Here is a 17,636-nt window from a genome sequence, read left to right on the forward strand (position 1 = left end):
AGATATACAAAAACACATTTTAAGGTTTTATGTGCTTGACAGTGTTCTGTTAACAAAGATATACTAATAATTAGTAGTTAAAGGAAGACATTTTGACAATATTCGAGGTTATAGTTATGTATAACGGTGGCATGAGGCTACAAGAGAAGTTCTTTTGTTGATTCATGCTATTTTTATATGCTTCATGAAAATAGCATGTAAGAGGTGAGTGGTATGTATTGCTTTTCCACAGTGGAAGAATTTTCAAAATTGCGTGAAGCGGTGCGCGAACAATTGACCGAAATGCGGGTTACAGGAATTGAACTCTTCTTTGTCGCGATCAACGAGGCTGTGAATAATGCTATTTTTCATGGCAATGGGCAAGATCAGACCAAAAAAGTACAGTTAACCATAAAAAACTTGCATGGGGAAGTTAGAGTCATTATCCGTGATGAAGGACAAGGTTTTGTGCCAGCTAAAGTAAATAAGGAAGACGGTTTACGTGAAAGTGGACGAGGCATGGAAATTATCAGACATTGCGTGGATCAGTATTATTTTACATCAGAACCTAGCGAAATAGTGTTGGTGAAAAAAGTAGACATTTCGTCAATTGCATCTGAACATAAAGTTGTAAAAAGGGGGAAGTTATTAAATGCAAATCAATACCAATATTGTCAATAACCAAGTTATCGTTGATTTGTCTGGTGGGTTGTATGTTGAAGGAGCAGAGGTTCTGAGGGAAAAACTCATTAAACACATGGAAGAAGGACAAAAACATTTTCTCATAAAAATGAATAAGGTTGACTATATCGACAGTTCTGGTCTAGGTGTCTTGGTTTCTATCCACAAGCGGACACGACAATGTAGTGGCAGCTTGGTTATTAGCGGTGCAACTGGCTTTGTAAAAGAATTATTTGAATTAACTCGCTTGAACAAGGTATTTGACATGCAGTAACTGAACCAGCAAGGGGATGTAAGAATTGAGTGTTATTATGAAAAATGGAATTAGACCGGAGATGTGCGAGTATTGCCAACGGTTTGATTTATTGGATATGATCAATGACGCCGTGCTTTTGGTGGATTCCAAAACCAATGCTGTTTTATTTATGAACCAAAAGGCATTGAATATGTATCGGTATGAGCAACAGGAATTTGACAGTCTGTCAATTGTGGATTTAAGTCATGAGTCGAGGGAAACCGTATGTGAAAAAATGGATAGGGTGATTGACCAAGCAAAACGAGGCTATATTTTTACAGCAAATCATGTAAAGAAAGACGGGACACAATTTAAGGTGGAGATTAGTGCTCGCTGCTTGATTATGCATGGCAAGTCTGTTATTGCAGCTTTAGTAAGGGATGTAACTGCTGACGGAAAAATGCGGCAGGAAGTGGAAATTGCCGGCAAGATCCAGCGATTACTATTGCCGGCAGAGTTAGAAAACGAATTATTTTGTATGAGAACTGTTTATCAGCCGTTACACGGCTTGAGCGGTGATTTGTATGATGTTCAGTATAATAATGATAATCAAATTCTGTTTGGAACTATTCTGGATGTGATGGGGCATGGGATTGCTGCAACTAGTCAGGGAGGGATTTTGCGCTATCTCTTTCGACAGGCGGTTGAGAAACATATAGCTGTCAGTGACAAACTAGTATGGATTAATAACGAAGTTATGCCGTTTTTTAGTTGCGGTGGTTTTGCTGCGGCTTTGCTGTTTGCAATTGATTTTAACAATAAGACATTGACATATTCTTCTGCCGGGATAAGCCATTTTGTTTGTTTAAATAGCAAGGGAGCAACAGTGATAAAGAGTCCGGGCCTGTTTTTAGGCATTAATGAAAATGAAGCCTATGATGAGGGTGTACTGACCTTTCAGTCAGGCGATAGTTTTTTCTTTTTGACAGACGGTCTTTTTGAAATGCTGCAGCAACCTATCGATAATTCACATAATTTTTGGTCGCTGTATGAACTTTGCAAAACCCTGCCGTTTAACAAAACAATTAAGGATGATGCTTCAGGCATCGGGATATTTATACGTTAATTTATATAATAATGGCAGGTGGTTTAGTGAATTAGGGGAGTGATATTGTTGAAAACAAAATTAAGTTTCAAATTTGCAGTAAGTTTTGGCATCATCTTACTACTGATGATTAGTATGACAATTATTTCTTTTACCAACTTGCAAAGTGCGAAAGTGGAATTAGTGAAAATTGATGAGGCCAATGAGCGGATGGCGTTAGCCGATCAGATTGCTGTGCAGTATAAGAACACCATAGCCGCTATTCGCGGGTATGCCGCTTATGGTGAAACCGTATACCTGGGGCAAACCGATAGTGGTTTTGAGAAACTGCTGACATCGGAAAAAGAACTGTTGGCTATAGCTAGAGCGGACAAACACCAGGAGGTTCAGACACTAATTGATGAAACAACTCAGTATCGAGAGATTATTGTAAAGGATTATATGCCATTGGCCAAGGCCTATCATGCTGCCAAGGTGGCAGGCAATGCTGCTTTAGAACGAGAGTGCGAGATAAAGCTGAGCGGAATTACTAAGCGGCTGGCACCCTTGTCTCAAGCGATAGCAGCTAAGGCTGATGGTATTGCTGAAAATAATGTACATCTTGCGAAAACATTGATTGATGATAGTAAGGCTCGGGCTGACAAGGTTAACCTGTTTTCTATTGTAATCAGTCTGATTGTGCTAGTATTGGGGATAGTTATTGCTGTGGTGTTAACGAATATGATCAGAAAACCCATACTTGCTCTAACTACTATTACTAAGCAATATGCTGCAGGAGATTTGCGTGATGTTGTGGAGCTAAATTCCACTGATGAAATCGGTGAATTGGGACACTCCCTAAGCATTATGCATAATCATTTTATTAGTATGATTGCCAATATCCGTTCAGCTTCAGAACAGCTGGCTGCCGCATCAGAGCAAACGGCGGCATCTATTGAAGAGGTTACAGCCACAAGTGAAACAGTTACAAAAAGTATGGAACATTTGTCTAATGAGGCAGATAGCGGTAATCGGTCTATGCTAGAAGCGTCACAGGCCTTAGTAGAGTTGTCCAGTCTTATTCAAATTGCTAAGAAAAAAGCCAATGATACTGGCAAAAATTCAACAGAGACTTTGGCAGCAGCTGAAAACGGGCGGGCTAAAGTTACTGAATCGGTTAGTAAGATGGATAACATTACGGAGCAGACCAAACGCTCCAGCCAGATTATCGGTGAATTAAATGATTACTCTCAGCAAATTTCGCAGATCACTGACACCATTACTGCAATTGCCAAACAGACTAATCTGCTGGCACTTAATGCCGCTATTGAAGCTGCCCGGGCCGGAGAACACGGACGCGGATTTGCGGTGGTGGCGGAAGAAGTCCGGCGGTTGGCTGAACAGTCTAATCAAGGAGCACAAGAGATTACTTCCTTGGTTCAGAAGGTTACCGAAAAAACACAACTAGCTGTATCAGCCATGACACAAAATGTTATAGAAGTAGAAGGCGGTGTTACTACTGTAAATGCGGCAGGTTTGGCACTTGATACAATCTTGCAGGCGGTAACACTCATGGCTGGAGAAACCAGGGAAATTGGGAATATTACCTCTGAACAGGTTGCTAACTCAGACCAAATTGTGAAACTAATCAACGATCTTTCTAGTGTTATTGAAACAGTGGCCGCACACAGTGAAGAGGTAATGGCTTCTGATGAGCAGCAATCCGCAGCATTGCAGACAGTGGCCGCTAGTGCAGAAGAAACAAGTGCAATGGCAAATGAATTAGAAAAATCGGTGGAAAAATTCTTGGTTTAAAGAAGAACCTTGCTAAATGAAAAACCAATAGAAGTTATTTATCGACTGAAAAATCTCCTATTGCCAAACCTACTATAATTATGTTATTATTTTAACAAATACAGTCAAGAAGGCTGTTCGGTATAGTAGTAAAAGATAATTATATACTATGAGCAAACAACCACGAAGGTATTACGGTTAAGAATGACCGTAGATCTTTGTGGTTTTTTATTTTTGGAGGTGGCATGTTAATTCGTTTAAAAATATAGCCTGATAAGATATGGGGGAGAAATTAAATGGAGCTTATTGGTAGCAGTGTTGAACTGTTTAGAAAAGGCGGTCTGGTGATGTATCCGTTGCTCTTATGCTCATTTATGGTAATAACGATTGCCGTTGAACGGTATTTGCATTATCGTAAAGCCGCTACTGATCATACTAAACTATTGCCTGAATTGATTACTCGGTTTAATAATTGTGATTGGGCCGGGGCACAGCGGGTGTGTGACAGTACTGGTGGTGCTGAGGGTATGATGTTGTCGCGGGGATTAGCTAATATTCAGTTTGATGCCTGTGATCTGGAAAGTGCTATGTCTAACGCCGCAGCACAGTCAGCCGCGAAACTACGGGAGAAGCTCGGTTATCTTGATACCATTGTCACCTTGTCGCCGCTGCTGGGACTATTGGGCACAGTTGTTGGCATGATTTCATCGTTTAGCGTTATGAGTATTAAGACAGGACAGCCCCAGGCTATTACCGGGGGGGTAGGCGAGGCACTTGTGGCAACAGCTACCGGACTTTGTGTAGCGGTTACTGCACTTATTGTCCATACCTATTATAGCCATTGGCTTGATACGATTATTACTGGAATGGAAGAGTCCGGCGCATTATTAGCGGAAGCCAAGAGACGGAGTGACAGACGTGAAACTGCGTAGTTTACGGGTAGAGAGCCAGCCTAAGATTATGATTATTCCCATGATTGATATTATCTTTTTTTTGCTGGTATTTTTCATGATGAGTACCTTGTACATGGTGGAACAACGCACATTGCCGGTTAATTTGCCGCAGGCCAGCGCCGCCCAATCAGATATGGCTAAGAATGTAGCTATTACGGTAGCTAAGGACGGTGCTATATATGTTGATCAGGAACAGATTCCCGCCGAACTATTTAAAGCCCGCATTCAGGCCCAGCTTGCCCGCCAGACTGATACTGCGTTTATCCTGCGGGCAGACAAGCAGGCTGAATATGGCAGGGTTGTCATGATATTGGATGAGCTTAAAGCAGTCGGTGTAAAAAAGGTAGCTGTAGCTACTGAACAACAAGCGCAGAGGTGAGGTCATGTCTAAACAATCCTATTGGCGGTGCGCTACAATAGTTTCGTGCTGTATTCATTGTCTGCTATTTGTCGGCGCAGGCTGGTTAGGTGGCGGTATATTTAGTAAAGCAGCCGAACCGGAAACCATCGAGATGGAGCTTATCAGCAGTGTAGCTCTACCAGAACAGGTTGCAGCAGTACCGATAACCATGCCACAGGCTGCCAGTTCAATCGCGCAACCTATGACACCGCCTGTTACCCCAACTCCCTCTAATCCAAACCCAATCGTAAATGCGCAAGCAAGCGCTGCAGTAGCCGATCGTTTTAGTCAGCCAGCCGAACCAGCATCATCATCTGGCAGTGGTGCAACTGATGCTGCGCCGCCTGCTGCAGCAATAGGTGGCACAGCTGGGGGAGAATCAGCCGCGCCGCCAGCCGCACGTAAAAGCGTATCGGCGCCGCGTATTTTAAGTAAGGTTGAGCCTGATTACCCGGAAGATGCCAGGCAAGATGGGATTGCTGGTACGGTGGGTGTAAAAATTGAAGTATTAGAAAATGGTCGCACTGGCGAAGTGCGGATTGTACGCTCTTCTGGTCGGAGTTCGCTTGATGAAGCGGCTCTGCAGGCTGTCCGCCGATGGCGGTTTGTACCGGCTGAGGAAGATGGACAGGCTATCCGGTGTTTTACTACACTGGCAGTTGTATTTGATTTAACCTAAATGTTTGCAAAGTACTGGCACAAGTAGTAATTGAAAATAGTTGACTAAGGCAGGAAGCCTTGCGGGAACGTGAAGTTCCTGTTGGTTTGCGTGCCTTTTATTGTAATTGATGGAGGCAAGAAGAATGAAATTAAATAAAAGAACACTTGCTACTGCAGTTGCGGCCGGAATACTACTGGCCGGAATGCCGGTTATGGCTGAAGATGTTCCTAGCTACAATCTTGAGGAAATTGTGATTCAGGCCGAGGGTGTCACCAAGAGCAACGCAGATACCACAGTTAATGTAAAAACAGTAAGCCCTGGTAAGGCATCTACCATTCCCGAACTTTTACGCAGTTGTGCCGGTATTGATATTCAGCAACGGGCCAGTGCCGGTGACAACCAGGACGGCACAGTTAAGCTGCGGGGTTTTGATGCGCGGCGTTATACTGTGCTCTTAAATGGCCGCCAAATTAATTCTGCCGGGGTTATGGGCGGACAGTACGTGGATTGGACAACTATCCCGCTTAATACAGTGGAAAAAATTCAAATTATCAAAGGGGGAAAATCAGCTGCTCATGGCAATACCCTGGGCGGGGTTATTAACATTATTACCCGTGACAAAGGTGTAAATGGCGGGGAAATTAATATTCTATCAGGTAGTAATGGCCGGCATGATTATTTATTTAACTATAGTGGCTCAGCAGGTAAGCTGGATTTTAATGTTATTGCTAACAAGACCGAAACAGACGCCTATCTGCGCAACAATGACTATGAAGCGAAACAATACGGTTTGCGGCTAAACTATGACATAACTGATGAGGACACTGTTTCTGCCGGAGTCAACCGCACCGAAACCAAACGGGGCTACATTATTGCAAATAAGCCGGGAGCAAATTATGATTCCAGCTATCCAATCAGTGATGGTGAGAGTCTGTCGCCAGCACCCTCTGTCAGTTCTGCCCTAAATCCAGGTGCCTATTGGGAAAAAACCAACACGTACTATGATTTTGCCTACAGACATAAGACAGAGAGCGGTTTTTGGCAGGTAGATTACTGGAAGAATGACGAAAAACGCCGCGAAGTCAACTATAACGCCGCAGGCACGGCAGTTGAACTTGATCGTACCATAGTAAGTGATAAATCGGATAATATTGGCATATCAGGTCAGTCGAAAATTAATGGTCATACAATTGGGTATGGTGGTGAATATAAGCGGCTGCGTTACGGATATGGGTATTACGATATTCGACCGGCTGGCGGTACTGACCAGATATATCCTTCGCAAAAGATCGATTTATGGGGAACCTATGTTGACGACAGCTGGAAACTGGCAGAGAGATGGTCTGCTTATCTAGGCTTACGGTATGATCATTTTTCGGCTACACGCGATGATAGCAGGGCTACAACGATGCGGGACTATGACACAGATTCCTTGTCGCCGAAATTGAGCTTATCTTTCCGCAATAATGCAACAACTAACACATTTGTTTCGGTAAACCGGTTGTGGCGCGCGCCGTCTATGGCTGAGTACTATTGGTGGTCACAAAATTATAATTCAAAAATGAAGGCCGGCTCCACGAACCCTGGCTATCAGCAGCAGGTAAAACCGGAAAAAGGATATAGCTATGAGACCGGGTTTGAGCAAAAGATCAGTGATAAATATAACACCAAAGTTACGTTGTTCTACCAGGATATTTCTGATTATATTAATTTCCAACATGAATTCCCATTCTTCTGCTACAATGTTGATAAAGTCAAGGTATGGGGCGCTGAGTGGGAAAACGTCTTTAAAATGAACGAATCGAATAGCCTAATCCTTAACTATACCAATCAACATACTAAGAAAGTGGGGGCAACCCGTACTGACGCAGGGATGACAGATGCACTTGATTATCGTCCGTTACATAAAGCATCGCTTGCCTATCAGTATGATGCTAAGCCCTGGCAGGTGCGGTATAGCATTAATTTCATTGGTGACCAAAAAGCGCTATATAACAATACGGTTAACAACATTGGCAGTTATACCATACATAATTTGGGTATAGTAAGAGAACTTGACAAGACGAAAAGCATCAGTCTCTATGTAGATAATATTTTTGATAAACAGTATGTTGAACAAATTGGGTACCCGATGCCTGGACGCTCCTATTATGTCAATTTTACACAAAAAATATAACCGCGATTTTATAGGTTAGAAGGTGTGTTTATGAGTTATACTCGGAAACTAATTCATGTAGCCATGTTTACTGCACTGGGGGTGCTATTGCCAATAGCCTTCCATCTGCTTGGTGGGGTTGGTTCTGTTTTTTTACCGATGCACATTCCGGTACTTATGGCTGGCCTGATGCTTGGAATAAAAGGTGGTTTGGCGACAGGTATGCTGACACCAATTGTCAGCAGTTTAACAACCGGAATGCCGCCAATAATGCCTATGCTGCCGATTATGGCAGTGGAATTGGGGGTATATGGGATCATGACCGGATATTTATATCGGCAATGTAAGCTCCCACTAGTTTGGTCACTGATCGGTGCCATGCTGGCAGGTCGTTTGGCCGCTACACTGGTAGTGGCCGGTATGGTTATGCTGTTGGCAGTCAAGTTGGAGCCACTGACATATATTATTGGTGCTATTTCTATAGGTTTGCCAGGGATTGTTATACAATTACTATTTATTCCGCTGCTTGTGAAAAAACTTGAGGCTGTTAGCGGGATATGTAAGCAGGTGAAAGCACATGGATAATGGACGCGAATTTTTTGACAAAATTGCCGGTCAATGGGATAGTACTCGTTCGCTTGATGCAGAAAAAATAGCCGAGCTTGTAGAACTGGTTGGTTTAGATCCTGGCTTTAAAGTGCTGGATGCTGGCAGTGGCACAGGCGTGTTGCTGCCTTTCATTAAAAAAGCAGTTGATTCAGCAGGCAAAATTACGGCAGTAGATTTTTCAGCCAATATGCTGGCTAAGGCTGAGGAGAAATACGGCAGTCTTGGTGGTATTTCATTTACTGTTGCCGATATTATGAAGTTTGTACCTGAAGAAGGTGTATTTGATGCCGTGTTATGTTTTAATTTTTTTCCGCATATTAAGGACAAACAAGGGTTTATGACCCACATGCGAAGTCTGCTGCGTGAAGGGGGATTGCTGGTCATTATGCATGACATTTCCAGGCAACAAGTCAATGCCATCCATCAGGACAGTGAGGTTGTCAAGAATGACCGCCTGGCGCCTGGAGAAACAGTAAGCGAGTGGCTGACAACTGCCGGATATCAAGTGACCCAGATAATTGATGCCGAGGATCGCTATTTTATTAAAGCTGTAAAGAACTAGTTAGAAACTCATATGTGTACAAACGTAGGTATGAAGCCAACGGTAATTTGCCGTAGCTTCATGCCTTTTTCTTTTAAAGAAATTTAAAAATCTACTAAGGAGATGACGAGAGTGATTAAAGCACGAGAAGACGTATCTAAGCTCACTATTGCAAGAATGGCGGTGTACTATAACACCTTAAAGAAAATGCAGGAAGAGGGGGAAGTGGTTTGTGCATCTAACCAATTGGGCCAGCGTACAGGTATTTCTTCGTCGGTTATTCGCCGGGATTTGGCCTGTTTTGGCGGATTTGGTACAAAAGGAGTCGGCTATGAAGTGAGCTTTCTCTTATCTTGGATTGGTGAAATTCTTGGTTACAATACAGAATGGAAGGTGCTGCTTGCCGGTATTGGCAGTCCGCTGACAGGGGTTGGCAACTATAACGGCTTGCTGCCGCCTGGCTTTACAATTACTGCTGTTGCTGATTTGGATAAAAATAACCATGGTTATAAAATTCCCGGACTTAACTTGATAGTTCAGCCAATGGGGAATTTGGCAAGCGTAATAAAAGAGCAGGGGATATCCATCGGACTGATTAATGTGCTGCCAAAACATGCGCAAAAAGTGGTTAATATGATGGTTAAGGCCGGGATAAAAGGAGTGGCGAATCTTTCAGCTGTACCTGTATGTGTTCCGAGTGATGTTTCGCTTAGCCAGATGAATATGACTTCTTGCCTTAGTCAATTGTCGTATAATTTGAATAGCGGCGGATTATCGGAAGAGTATCTTTGTTAGGCACAAAGCATAATTTAGATAATGCAGTTGTGCAAGCTTTATTTGAATTGACACAGGGCATGTTCATGAAAATAAAAAGAAGGAAAAAAGGAAGAAAAAGAAAATTATAGCAATGAGGTGAAGAAGATGGAAAATCTTATTGCTATATTGGAAAAGATGCCAGATCCTAGGCAATCCTGGAAAATCAAGCATAAAATATCGGACATTTTGTTCATTTGTCTACTTGCAGTAACCTGCAACGCCAACAGTGCTTCGGAAATTCATGATTTTGCTGTATCAAGGAAACAATGGCTGCAAACCATTCTCACGATGGAGAATGGTATCCCAAGCCGTCTGACCTTTGCTAGGGTTTTACAAATCATCCAACCCAAAGCCTTTGCCGTTCTGTTTTCCCAAATCATGGCTAATGTCGAAGTGATTAGTAAAAGACGTGTGGTTGCTCTAGATGGAAAGGCCCTTGCCAGCACCTACCACAATGAAGGTAGAAAAGGATTAATCTATATGGTTGGTGCGTGGTGTAGTGAAAACAAAATTTCTTTGGCTCAGATAAACACGCAGGCCAAAAGCAATGAAATTACCGCCATCCCAGAATTACTAGATCTGTTGGACCTAAAAGGTGCTATCGTTACAATGGATGCAATGGGATGCCAGAAAGAACTGGTAAAAAAGATTGTTAAAGAAAAGAAGGCTGACTATCTCATCGGGCTCAAAGGCAATCAAGGGACCATGTACCGAGAGTTTCTTGAATATGCGCAATCCATGATTCAAGACCCACATGAAAAAGATCAATATGAAATGTACCGCACCATTGAAAAGGGACATGGCAGGATAGAAGAACGCCGTTACTATTTGTTTCGTGACTTAGACTGGTTTAAAGATAAGAAGCAATGGACTGGGTTGTCAGGGCTGCTACTGACGGAGAGTCGTCGTACCGATATCAAAACCGCTACTGAAGCACAGTCAGAAATTCGTCTCTATATCACGAGTGCACAAGGTGGAGTAGAAGAAATTGCCCAAGCTTCCAGGTCTCACTGGGGAATCGAAAACAACTTGCACTGGGTGTTAGACGTTGGTTTTCGCGAAGATCAATGGCTGACACGACTACAGATTGAGGCAGCAAACTTGTCACAACTTCGAAGGTTGTCTGCCAATTTATTAAAAATGGAAACAGAATCCAAGATGTCTATTCAAAGAAAACGATATCGTTGTTCTTTGGATATGAATTTTATGGAATCCGTTGTTTTTAATCCTCAGCTTTTTTCATGAACATGCCCTGGAATTGACAAAGTTTTCATTGACATAAAAAATGAGTAAGTGTAAAATATAACATAGTTAGTAGCTGAAGCTGCTATTAGGTTAGAGATGGCATATGCCATTTTGGTGATAACAGCGGCAATGCTGTTAATTTAGAGTGATTTGACCATGAAGGTTATAGTCTTAAAATAAGACTGTAATTTTTCATGGTCTTTTCGTATGTGCTGTAGTACTAAAGATCAATAATTGAATTATTAGCCATGAAGGTGAACAGCGTTCGCAGCAAGCGGGCATGTATGTTTATTTCTCATGGCTATTTTTGTGTCAAGGAGGCGTTTGCCGCAAGGCTGATAAATGATGAAATTATTTAAAAGCACAGTTGTAGTTATATTACTAATTGCCAGTGCTGTTGGTTTAGATTATAAAAGTAATACCGCAACCGCTTTGCAGGGAGTATTTACAAAGGATGGTTTGGTAATTGTGAATGCTGTGGCAGCAGGTAGCACTCCGCAAGATGTTACTATTACTAGTAATAATCAAAGCAAAGCGGCCGATTGGCAGATAATTGGCAATGGCAGCCTGCTTATTCCGGAAGCCTGGCAGCCTGGGGCGAACTACGAGGTGCAGATAGATGGTAAAACCTGGAGTGGTGGGGCTCCAATGAACCCTACGCCATTACTAGTATATAGCGGCGAGCTTGGTGCGCTGGAACAGACCCCGTCGATCAAGGACTGGTCGCCAGCGGTTTATGAGGATGTTGCTGTGTCGGCTGACGGCAAATATATTGGGGTGGCGTCGTTTGATCACAATATATATTTGTATGATAATACCGGCCAAAAAATCTGGGAGTACCGGATACCAGGCGGTGTAGGTATGGCGGTAGCGTTTGCTGCTGATGGTTCTAAGCTATATGTCGGTGAATCCAGCATGGATGGTAATCTATACGCCTTCGACAGCGCTAGCGGTAAGATTCTGTGGCAGTACAGCATGGCTGCTGATATTGGTAATGGTAATATGCAAAGATGGAACAACCGGCCTAAAATTACCAACATAGTTGTTATCGGTGATAAGGTTACGGCAAGTGCTGAATATACAGAGCGAGTCGCTGAACAAGCCGGTGAAAAAGCCAATGTGAGGTATGTTACCAGCTGTGTTGTCAGGACGTTTGACAGTACTACCGGCCAGTCCCTATGGCGTTATCCGGAAGCTGGGGTCATGGATACCGGCGTGTCACGTCTGGCCTATGCGGCTGATGGTAGTAAGCTTGTATTTGCCAATCACTCCTGGAGCAAGGGGCAAACCTATCTTGATGGCAGTATTCGTATTCTCGAAGGTACAACAGGCAAGTTGATGGGGTTGCAGCAATTAACTCCCAAGGATAAGCAATTTAACTATGTGGGGATTTTTGACGGGATCAGCATTTCCCCTAACGGTAAGTATCTTACCGTGGTCACTGCTGACAATCGCGGTATGCTGTTTGATATCAGCGGTATTACAAGTATGGCGTCCGAGGCTGGGGCAAGTCAGGAATTTCGCCTGCTATGGCTTAGGCAAATCAGCCAGATTCAACAGATTGGCGGTGTGCCACTATATGCTTATGGTAATACAGCGCAAGTCACTGATGAGGGAAAAGCTTTTTTTATGACTGGTGCCACCTTTCTGGCTGACAAAACAACCACAGCAGGAGCGCCGCCTTTTATGCACCCGGACGCGACTACCTTGTTTTCCTACAGTACTGGCGGTGAACTTGTATGGAAATGGCAGTCTGAGGGCGGCATTAGCAAACTTAAGTTTTCCCAGGACAGACGGTATGTACTCATCCCTATCTACCATAATTATGTGACAAACGAAAAGGATAAATCTGGCATATATTGCCTGGATTTATCCCAGACAAGTGGAGAGCCGTTGGTATGGTTTTATCCCGTGGAGGGCGTGTCTGTAGCTGCCGGAATTGCAGCTGACGGCAGTGTAATAAGCGGCGTAGAAGCGCCGATTCGCCAGCTTGATGACAGAGCGGTTGGTAAACACCGCCTACATATCTTGCGATAGGCTATGAACGGAGACAGGCAATGACGAGAATTAGATGGATGCTGCTGGCAGTTATAGCCGTAGTTATTGTAAGTGGATATATTTTTTTTACCCCGGAACAGGTGGTAGCAGGACAGGTTGCCTTTACTAGGCAGGGTGTAGATATTTCATTCGATCTTCCCCAAGCGGTTACTAAGGTAACTGTGAAAAATGAGGCTGGCCAGCTTTTGTCAGTTGCTACAATCGGGCCAGGGGAAAGACAAAAGCTACCCATCTTTATCAAGTGGGAACCTGATAAAAAATATTTGTTTGATCTGACACTTTCGGGTGGACGCAGTGCTGTACTGACGGCGCAAAGTCCGGCAGTCGGCCTGGAAAAAGTATCCTGCATGATTCAGGCTCCTTATGGCTTGAATCATGCAGGAAGTATTGGAGTGGTGCCAGCAGATAGTTCATTTATTGCCAATATTTTGCTGACAAACCATACAAAACAGCCTGTCGATGCATTATTAGATATAGAAATTCCTCTTGGTGTAGAAGTACAAAAAACACCGCAGGGAATGCATATTGAGCAAGTTGGCAGTACTTGGCACATCATTGGGCAGCGCCGGATAGCAGCAAAAAATGAGTATTGGAATGAACAAGTGCAACTGAAAGCGATTCAGGCTGGCGCTAAACCGGTGCTGCAGGTAACGGTGAAACTGGATAGTGGGCGCGAACAGTGGCAACTGACTGGACAGGCGGCGGTGCTAGTGGCCTCAGTGGCTGATATCAGCAGTAGAATTCGCATCCAGACAGTAGAGCTGCCAGTAGATTTCACCGGGCGGTTTGATCAGAAAGCCAGTTCTGGCAGCCTTGTTTATGCGCCGCCCAGCAGGCTGGCTGCGCTGGCAGGCGGGGAATCTGATAACAGGCGGCTTGATGACGAGCCGTTTGCTTATGCCAGTATTATGGTTAGTAATGATGGCGACGAGCAGGTATTGACGCTGGTATCTGGTAAGATCATCGAGCCGGCAAGTGACGTGTTGGCGCCAGCGTTTACGTCACCGCCTCATAAAAATTCCGGGCTGGGCTACAGCTATGGTGTTGCCGCCATACCACCGCATTCCAGCAGCCAGGTGGTATTGCCTGTGTACTTAAACGAAAATAGCGCAGTCGCCGGCAGCTATCTGCTACGAACAGAGGCTTCAGTTTTTGGGGCTAAACAGGTAATTGCCAGTTCCGAAACCCCGGTACAGCTCATTACCCGTAATGACTGTCCGGTTATCATCACCTTAGGCATGTCGCTGATCGCCGTGCTGAGTATCGGCTGGCTGCTATGGCGCCAGGAGGCTGCCTTAGCACGGTTTACAACCAAAGAATTAGTGGTTATTTCGTTGTTTGGGACAGTTACCTTTGTAACAGTAAATCTGCCGCAGACTGTTTTGTGGGATATTGCTCATGTTATTTTTGGACCGTTTAGTTTTTTGGTTACCGGATTTTTTAGTCAAACCATGTTATTTGCCTTGATTACGGCGCTGGTGATGGTGTTACCACGGCCAGGAGCCATCACCTTGATGATCATTGTACGGTTTATTCTAAATGGGTTTATTTTTGGTCACTTCACGCCTTTACAGGTTATGAGCTATGCGGCTTTGGCTGTATGTCTGGAAGGAGCTCTCTATGCATCCGGTGCTACCCGTAAACAAGCTGGTACTTGTACTATCGGCAGGGCAGTTGTGATTGCCTTGGCCTGCGGCCTTGTTGATGTGGCTACAACCTATATGAATTTTATGGCTTATATGACCTTATACCGGTTGTTTTATGCCGATTGGTATATTAATGCCGCTATTATAGCCGGTTTTGTCTATACTGCCAGTGGGGCGCTTATTGGCTGCCGGCTGGGTAGTACATTACGGCGAACATCAATGGATTAGAGGTGCAGAGCATGATTGAAGTTAGTGATTTTAGTTTTTGGTATCCGGGCCGGGAGGCAGCAAGTCTACAACAAGTAAGCCTGACAATTGCCGCTGGTGAGTTTGTTCTCTTAACCGGGCCTACCGGTTGTGGCAAAAGCACCCTGTTAAAATGTTTTAACGGTATTATTCCCCATTTGTCTGGTGGCAAGTCACAGGGGAAAGTTACTATTAATGGACAGGACACCCGAACAATGACCATGGCAGAACTGTCAGCTGCGGTTGGATTGGTGCAACAAAACCCGGATGATCAGATTTTTGCGACTGTGATTCAGGATGAGGTGGCTTTTGGACCGGAAAATCTTTGCATGCCACCAGCAAAAATAGAAGAAAGGCTGGAATGGGCACTTAAGGCGGTAGATTTAGACGGTTACCGGCTGCGGAGCACGTCCGCTTTATCAGGTGGTCAGAAACAGCGGTTGGCTATTGCCGCCATGTTGGCGCTGGAACCCAGGATACTGGCACTCGATGAACCAATCAGCCAGCTTGACCCCCAGGGAGCCAGCGAGGTCATGGCAGTAATCCAAAAGCTCAACCGGGAATATGGGGTTACGGTAGTTATGGTGGAGCATCGTATCCATGAAGTGGCGCAGTATGTTGACCGTATTATTGTGATGAAGGACGGGCAAGTGGCGTTTGATGCGCCAGCGCGCCAGGCGATGTGCAAAGCGGAATTGTTTGTTGCGATGGGCTTACGCTTGCCAGAAACAGTAGAAATAAGCCGGCGGTTGAAAAACGGCCGCATCGCCATGACGGTCAGGGAAACTGTCGACATGTTGAAACCTGGCAGTATAAGAAAGCTTGAGTTACCGGCAGCTTGTTGTCAACTAGCTGCGGACGGAGTGCCGATTCTAGAAATTAATGATTTATTTTACCAGTATACCAAAAATGACAAAATGGTCTTAAATGGTATTAATGTAACTATTTTCCAAGGAGAAAAGGTGGCGATAATGGGCCGTAATGGTGCAGGTAAGTCGACGCTAATGGCTCATATGGCAGCCTTGACAACTCCCCAGCAGGGATCAGTCAAGGTGACAGGATGTCTGATAACCGGCAAACAAAAGCTGCCCCTCGGAACTGTTGGCATGGTTATGCAGAACCCTGATTTGATGTTGTTTCACAGTAGCGTCCGCCAAGAGGTGGAATTTGGCCTGCGCAACCTGAAAATGGTGTCAGCCGTACTGTCCGAACGCTATAACCAAGCAATCCAAGGGCTGGCTTTGACTGATTTACAGGACGACCCGCCACTGGCGTTAAGCCGGGGACAGCGTCTCAGAACAGCGATAGCGGCCATTGTGGCAATGCAGCCAGAAATTGTATTCTTAGATGAGCCGACAACTGGACAGGACAAACGAAATATTGAAAGCATGATGTCAGCCTTAATGAAACAAGTGAAAACATTGGTGTTTTGTACTCATGATGTTGAGACCGTTATCCGGTATGCGACCAGGGTTATTGTTATTGATGAGGGACAGGTTGCTGCTGACGATGCCCCGCGCAAGGTGTTTGCCAATGCGCCTTTGCTGAAGAGCAGCGGCCTTCGCCCTACCCAGTCCTGGCTGGTAGGCCAGGACTTAGGTATTGCTGATGTGTTTACGCCGCTTGAACTGGAGGGAAGGTGGATATGTTGAATTGGCAGGAGCTTACGCAGAGTGGGGCAGAAACAACCATCATTCACCGTCTTGACCCCCGGGTGAAAATAGCCATGCTGATGATTACCGGCTTTGTTATTATCTTTTTGGATAATCCGGTATTGCTGGCTGCCTTGCTGGCGTTTGGCGTGGTGGGGATGATAACTGCCAGGCTGGCTCTCATGAAGCTAAAAGTCGCTGCTGTAGTTGTGGTGCTCGGTTTATGGGGAGCTGTATTTAGTCAGGCGCTATTTTATGAACAAGTACCGCGAACAACAATCTTCACATTGATTCCCGCTGATTTACCGGTTTTGGGAGCAATGACGAAAGGCTTGTATGTATACCAGGAGGGGGTTATCTACGGTCTCAGGCAAGGCCTGAGGATGGCAGCCATGACAACCCTTGGTTTGTTAGTGTGTTGGACGACAGATACCCGCTTATTGCTTTTAGGATTGGTGCGGATGCGTCTGCCATATAGTCTGGCATTTATGGCTGTGACGGCTGTACGGTTTATTCCGGTATTGATGCAGGAAACCATGCAGGTTATCACCGCGTCCAAAATGCGCGGCGGCAGTCAGTTTAGTATTCAACTGCTGTCACCTATCCTGGCTAACTCTCTCAGACGGGCAGGAACGCTGGCAGTTGCAGTGGAAAGCAGAGCTTTTCGTTCGCAAGATCGACGTACCTACTTGGAAGAACTGCGCTTTACCCTTGGCGAAAAACTGTTTCTTGCCAGCTATAGCGTAGGCGCAGCAGCAGTTGCTCTTAGTAAAACTAGTTATATTTGCTATCAATATGGATTATATTACGCTTCAGGTTTGCGACCAGTGTATGAAATTGCTCGGTCATATTTATAGACAGCCATACACAGGATAAATGCT

At 44.6% G+C, this 17,636-nt stretch carries 16 protein-coding genes; all 16 read left to right on the forward strand.

Annotation, left to right across the window (positions count from 1 at the left end; all coding sequences use genetic code 11):
* Positions 1–213: 213 nt before the first annotated feature.
* The 16 genes from ACZ449_RS08485 to ACZ449_RS08560 all read left to right on the forward strand — a co-directional run bounded on the left by ACZ449_RS08485 (position 214) and on the right by ACZ449_RS08560 (position 17,612).
* The gene (locus ACZ449_RS08485) at positions 214–660 is read left to right on the forward strand and encodes an ATP-binding protein (protein ID WP_464260592.1); all 447 of its coding nucleotides are present in this window, start codon (positions 214–216) and stop codon (positions 658–660) included.
* The gene (locus ACZ449_RS08490; protein ID WP_464260593.1) at positions 632–934 is read left to right on the forward strand and encodes an STAS domain-containing protein; all 303 of its coding nucleotides are present in this window, start codon (positions 632–634) and stop codon (positions 932–934) included. Before ACZ449_RS08485 ends, ACZ449_RS08490 begins: the two co-directional genes overlap by 29 nt.
* A 25-nt stretch (positions 935–959) precedes the next feature.
* Complete coding sequence (locus tag ACZ449_RS08495) at positions 960–2,021, forward strand: SpoIIE family protein phosphatase (RefSeq protein WP_464260594.1); 1,062 nt, start codon at positions 960–962, stop codon at positions 2,019–2,021.
* 39 nt (positions 2,022–2,060) lie between these two features.
* Complete coding sequence (locus ACZ449_RS08500) at positions 2,061–3,794, forward strand: methyl-accepting chemotaxis protein (protein WP_464260595.1); 1,734 nt, start codon at positions 2,061–2,063, stop codon at positions 3,792–3,794.
* Positions 3,795–4,069: 275 nt separating this feature from the next.
* Positions 4,070–4,705: a MotA/TolQ/ExbB proton channel family protein gene (locus ACZ449_RS08505; RefSeq protein WP_464260596.1), complete on the forward strand. Its 636-nt coding sequence runs from the start codon at positions 4,070–4,072 to the stop codon at positions 4,703–4,705.
* The gene (locus ACZ449_RS08510; protein WP_464260597.1) at positions 4,692–5,105 is read left to right on the forward strand and encodes an ExbD/TolR family protein; all 414 of its coding nucleotides are present in this window, start codon (positions 4,692–4,694) and stop codon (positions 5,103–5,105) included. The genes ACZ449_RS08505 and ACZ449_RS08510 overlap by 14 nt, the downstream gene beginning before the upstream one ends.
* Before the next feature lie 4 nt (positions 5,106–5,109).
* Complete coding sequence (locus ACZ449_RS08515; protein WP_464260598.1) at positions 5,110–5,805, forward strand: energy transducer TonB; 696 nt, start codon at positions 5,110–5,112, stop codon at positions 5,803–5,805.
* 124 nt (positions 5,806–5,929) lie between these two features.
* A complete protein-coding gene (locus tag ACZ449_RS08520) occupies positions 5,930–7,963 on the forward strand; it encodes a TonB-dependent receptor (RefSeq protein ID WP_464260599.1) in 2,034 nt (677 codons plus the stop codon).
* A 30-nt stretch (positions 7,964–7,993) separates the two neighbouring features.
* Positions 7,994–8,527, forward strand: a complete 534-nt coding sequence (locus ACZ449_RS08525) for an ECF transporter S component (RefSeq protein ID WP_464260600.1) — start codon at positions 7,994–7,996, stop codon at positions 8,525–8,527.
* Positions 8,520–9,113 (forward strand): methyltransferase domain-containing protein, encoded by a 594-nt coding sequence (locus ACZ449_RS08530; RefSeq protein WP_464260601.1) that lies wholly within the window; start codon positions 8,520–8,522, stop codon positions 9,111–9,113. Before ACZ449_RS08525 ends, ACZ449_RS08530 begins: the two co-directional genes overlap by 8 nt.
* 111 nt (positions 9,114–9,224) lie before the next feature.
* Complete coding sequence (locus tag ACZ449_RS08535; protein WP_464260602.1) at positions 9,225–9,887, forward strand: redox-sensing transcriptional repressor Rex; 663 nt, start codon at positions 9,225–9,227, stop codon at positions 9,885–9,887.
* A gap of 126 nt (positions 9,888–10,013) precedes the next feature.
* Positions 10,014–11,153: an ISAs1 family transposase gene (locus tag ACZ449_RS08540; protein WP_464260603.1), complete on the forward strand. Its 1,140-nt coding sequence runs from the start codon at positions 10,014–10,016 to the stop codon at positions 11,151–11,153.
* Between the two features lie 342 nt (positions 11,154–11,495).
* Complete coding sequence (locus tag ACZ449_RS08545; RefSeq protein WP_464260604.1) at positions 11,496–13,190, forward strand: WD40 repeat domain-containing protein; 1,695 nt, start codon at positions 11,496–11,498, stop codon at positions 13,188–13,190.
* A 20-nt stretch (positions 13,191–13,210) separates the two neighbouring features.
* Positions 13,211–15,085 (forward strand): hypothetical protein, encoded by a 1,875-nt coding sequence (locus ACZ449_RS08550; protein ID WP_464260605.1) that lies wholly within the window; start codon positions 13,211–13,213, stop codon positions 15,083–15,085.
* Positions 15,086–15,096: 11 nt separating this feature from the next.
* Positions 15,097–16,755, forward strand: coding sequence for an ABC transporter ATP-binding protein (locus tag ACZ449_RS08555; protein WP_464260606.1), 1,659 nt, complete (start codon positions 15,097–15,099; stop codon positions 16,753–16,755).
* Positions 16,749–17,612 (forward strand): energy-coupling factor transporter transmembrane component T family protein, encoded by an 864-nt coding sequence (locus ACZ449_RS08560; RefSeq protein ID WP_464260607.1) that lies wholly within the window; start codon positions 16,749–16,751, stop codon positions 17,610–17,612. The genes ACZ449_RS08555 and ACZ449_RS08560 overlap by 7 nt, the downstream gene beginning before the upstream one ends.
* Positions 17,613–17,636: the final 24 nt, after the last annotated feature.

Source organism: Desulfosporomusa polytropa, assembly GCF_055380075.1.

Coding starts and splice junctions, on each gene's coding strand:
- ACZ449_RS08485 (WP_464260592.1), top strand. CDS start 214: ATGTATTGCTTTTCCACAGTGGAAGAATTTTCAAAATTGCGTGAAGCG.
- ACZ449_RS08490 (WP_464260593.1), top strand. CDS start 632: ATGCAAATCAATACCAATATTGTCAATAACCAAGTTATCGTTGATTTG.
- ACZ449_RS08505 (WP_464260596.1), top strand. CDS start 4,070: ATGGAGCTTATTGGTAGCAGTGTTGAACTGTTTAGAAAAGGCGGTCTG.
- ACZ449_RS08515 (WP_464260598.1), top strand. CDS start 5,110: ATGTCTAAACAATCCTATTGGCGGTGCGCTACAATAGTTTCGTGCTGT.
- ACZ449_RS08520 (WP_464260599.1), top strand. CDS start 5,930: ATGAAATTAAATAAAAGAACACTTGCTACTGCAGTTGCGGCCGGAATA.
- ACZ449_RS08525 (WP_464260600.1), top strand. CDS start 7,994: ATGAGTTATACTCGGAAACTAATTCATGTAGCCATGTTTACTGCACTG.
- ACZ449_RS08530 (WP_464260601.1), top strand. CDS start 8,520: ATGGATAATGGACGCGAATTTTTTGACAAAATTGCCGGTCAATGGGAT.
- ACZ449_RS08540 (WP_464260603.1), top strand. CDS start 10,014: ATGGAAAATCTTATTGCTATATTGGAAAAGATGCCAGATCCTAGGCAA.
- ACZ449_RS08545 (WP_464260604.1), top strand. CDS start 11,496: ATGATGAAATTATTTAAAAGCACAGTTGTAGTTATATTACTAATTGCC.
- ACZ449_RS08550 (WP_464260605.1), top strand. CDS start 13,211: ATGACGAGAATTAGATGGATGCTGCTGGCAGTTATAGCCGTAGTTATT.
- ACZ449_RS08555 (WP_464260606.1), top strand. CDS start 15,097: ATGATTGAAGTTAGTGATTTTAGTTTTTGGTATCCGGGCCGGGAGGCA.
- ACZ449_RS08560 (WP_464260607.1), top strand. CDS start 16,749: ATGTTGAATTGGCAGGAGCTTACGCAGAGTGGGGCAGAAACAACCATC.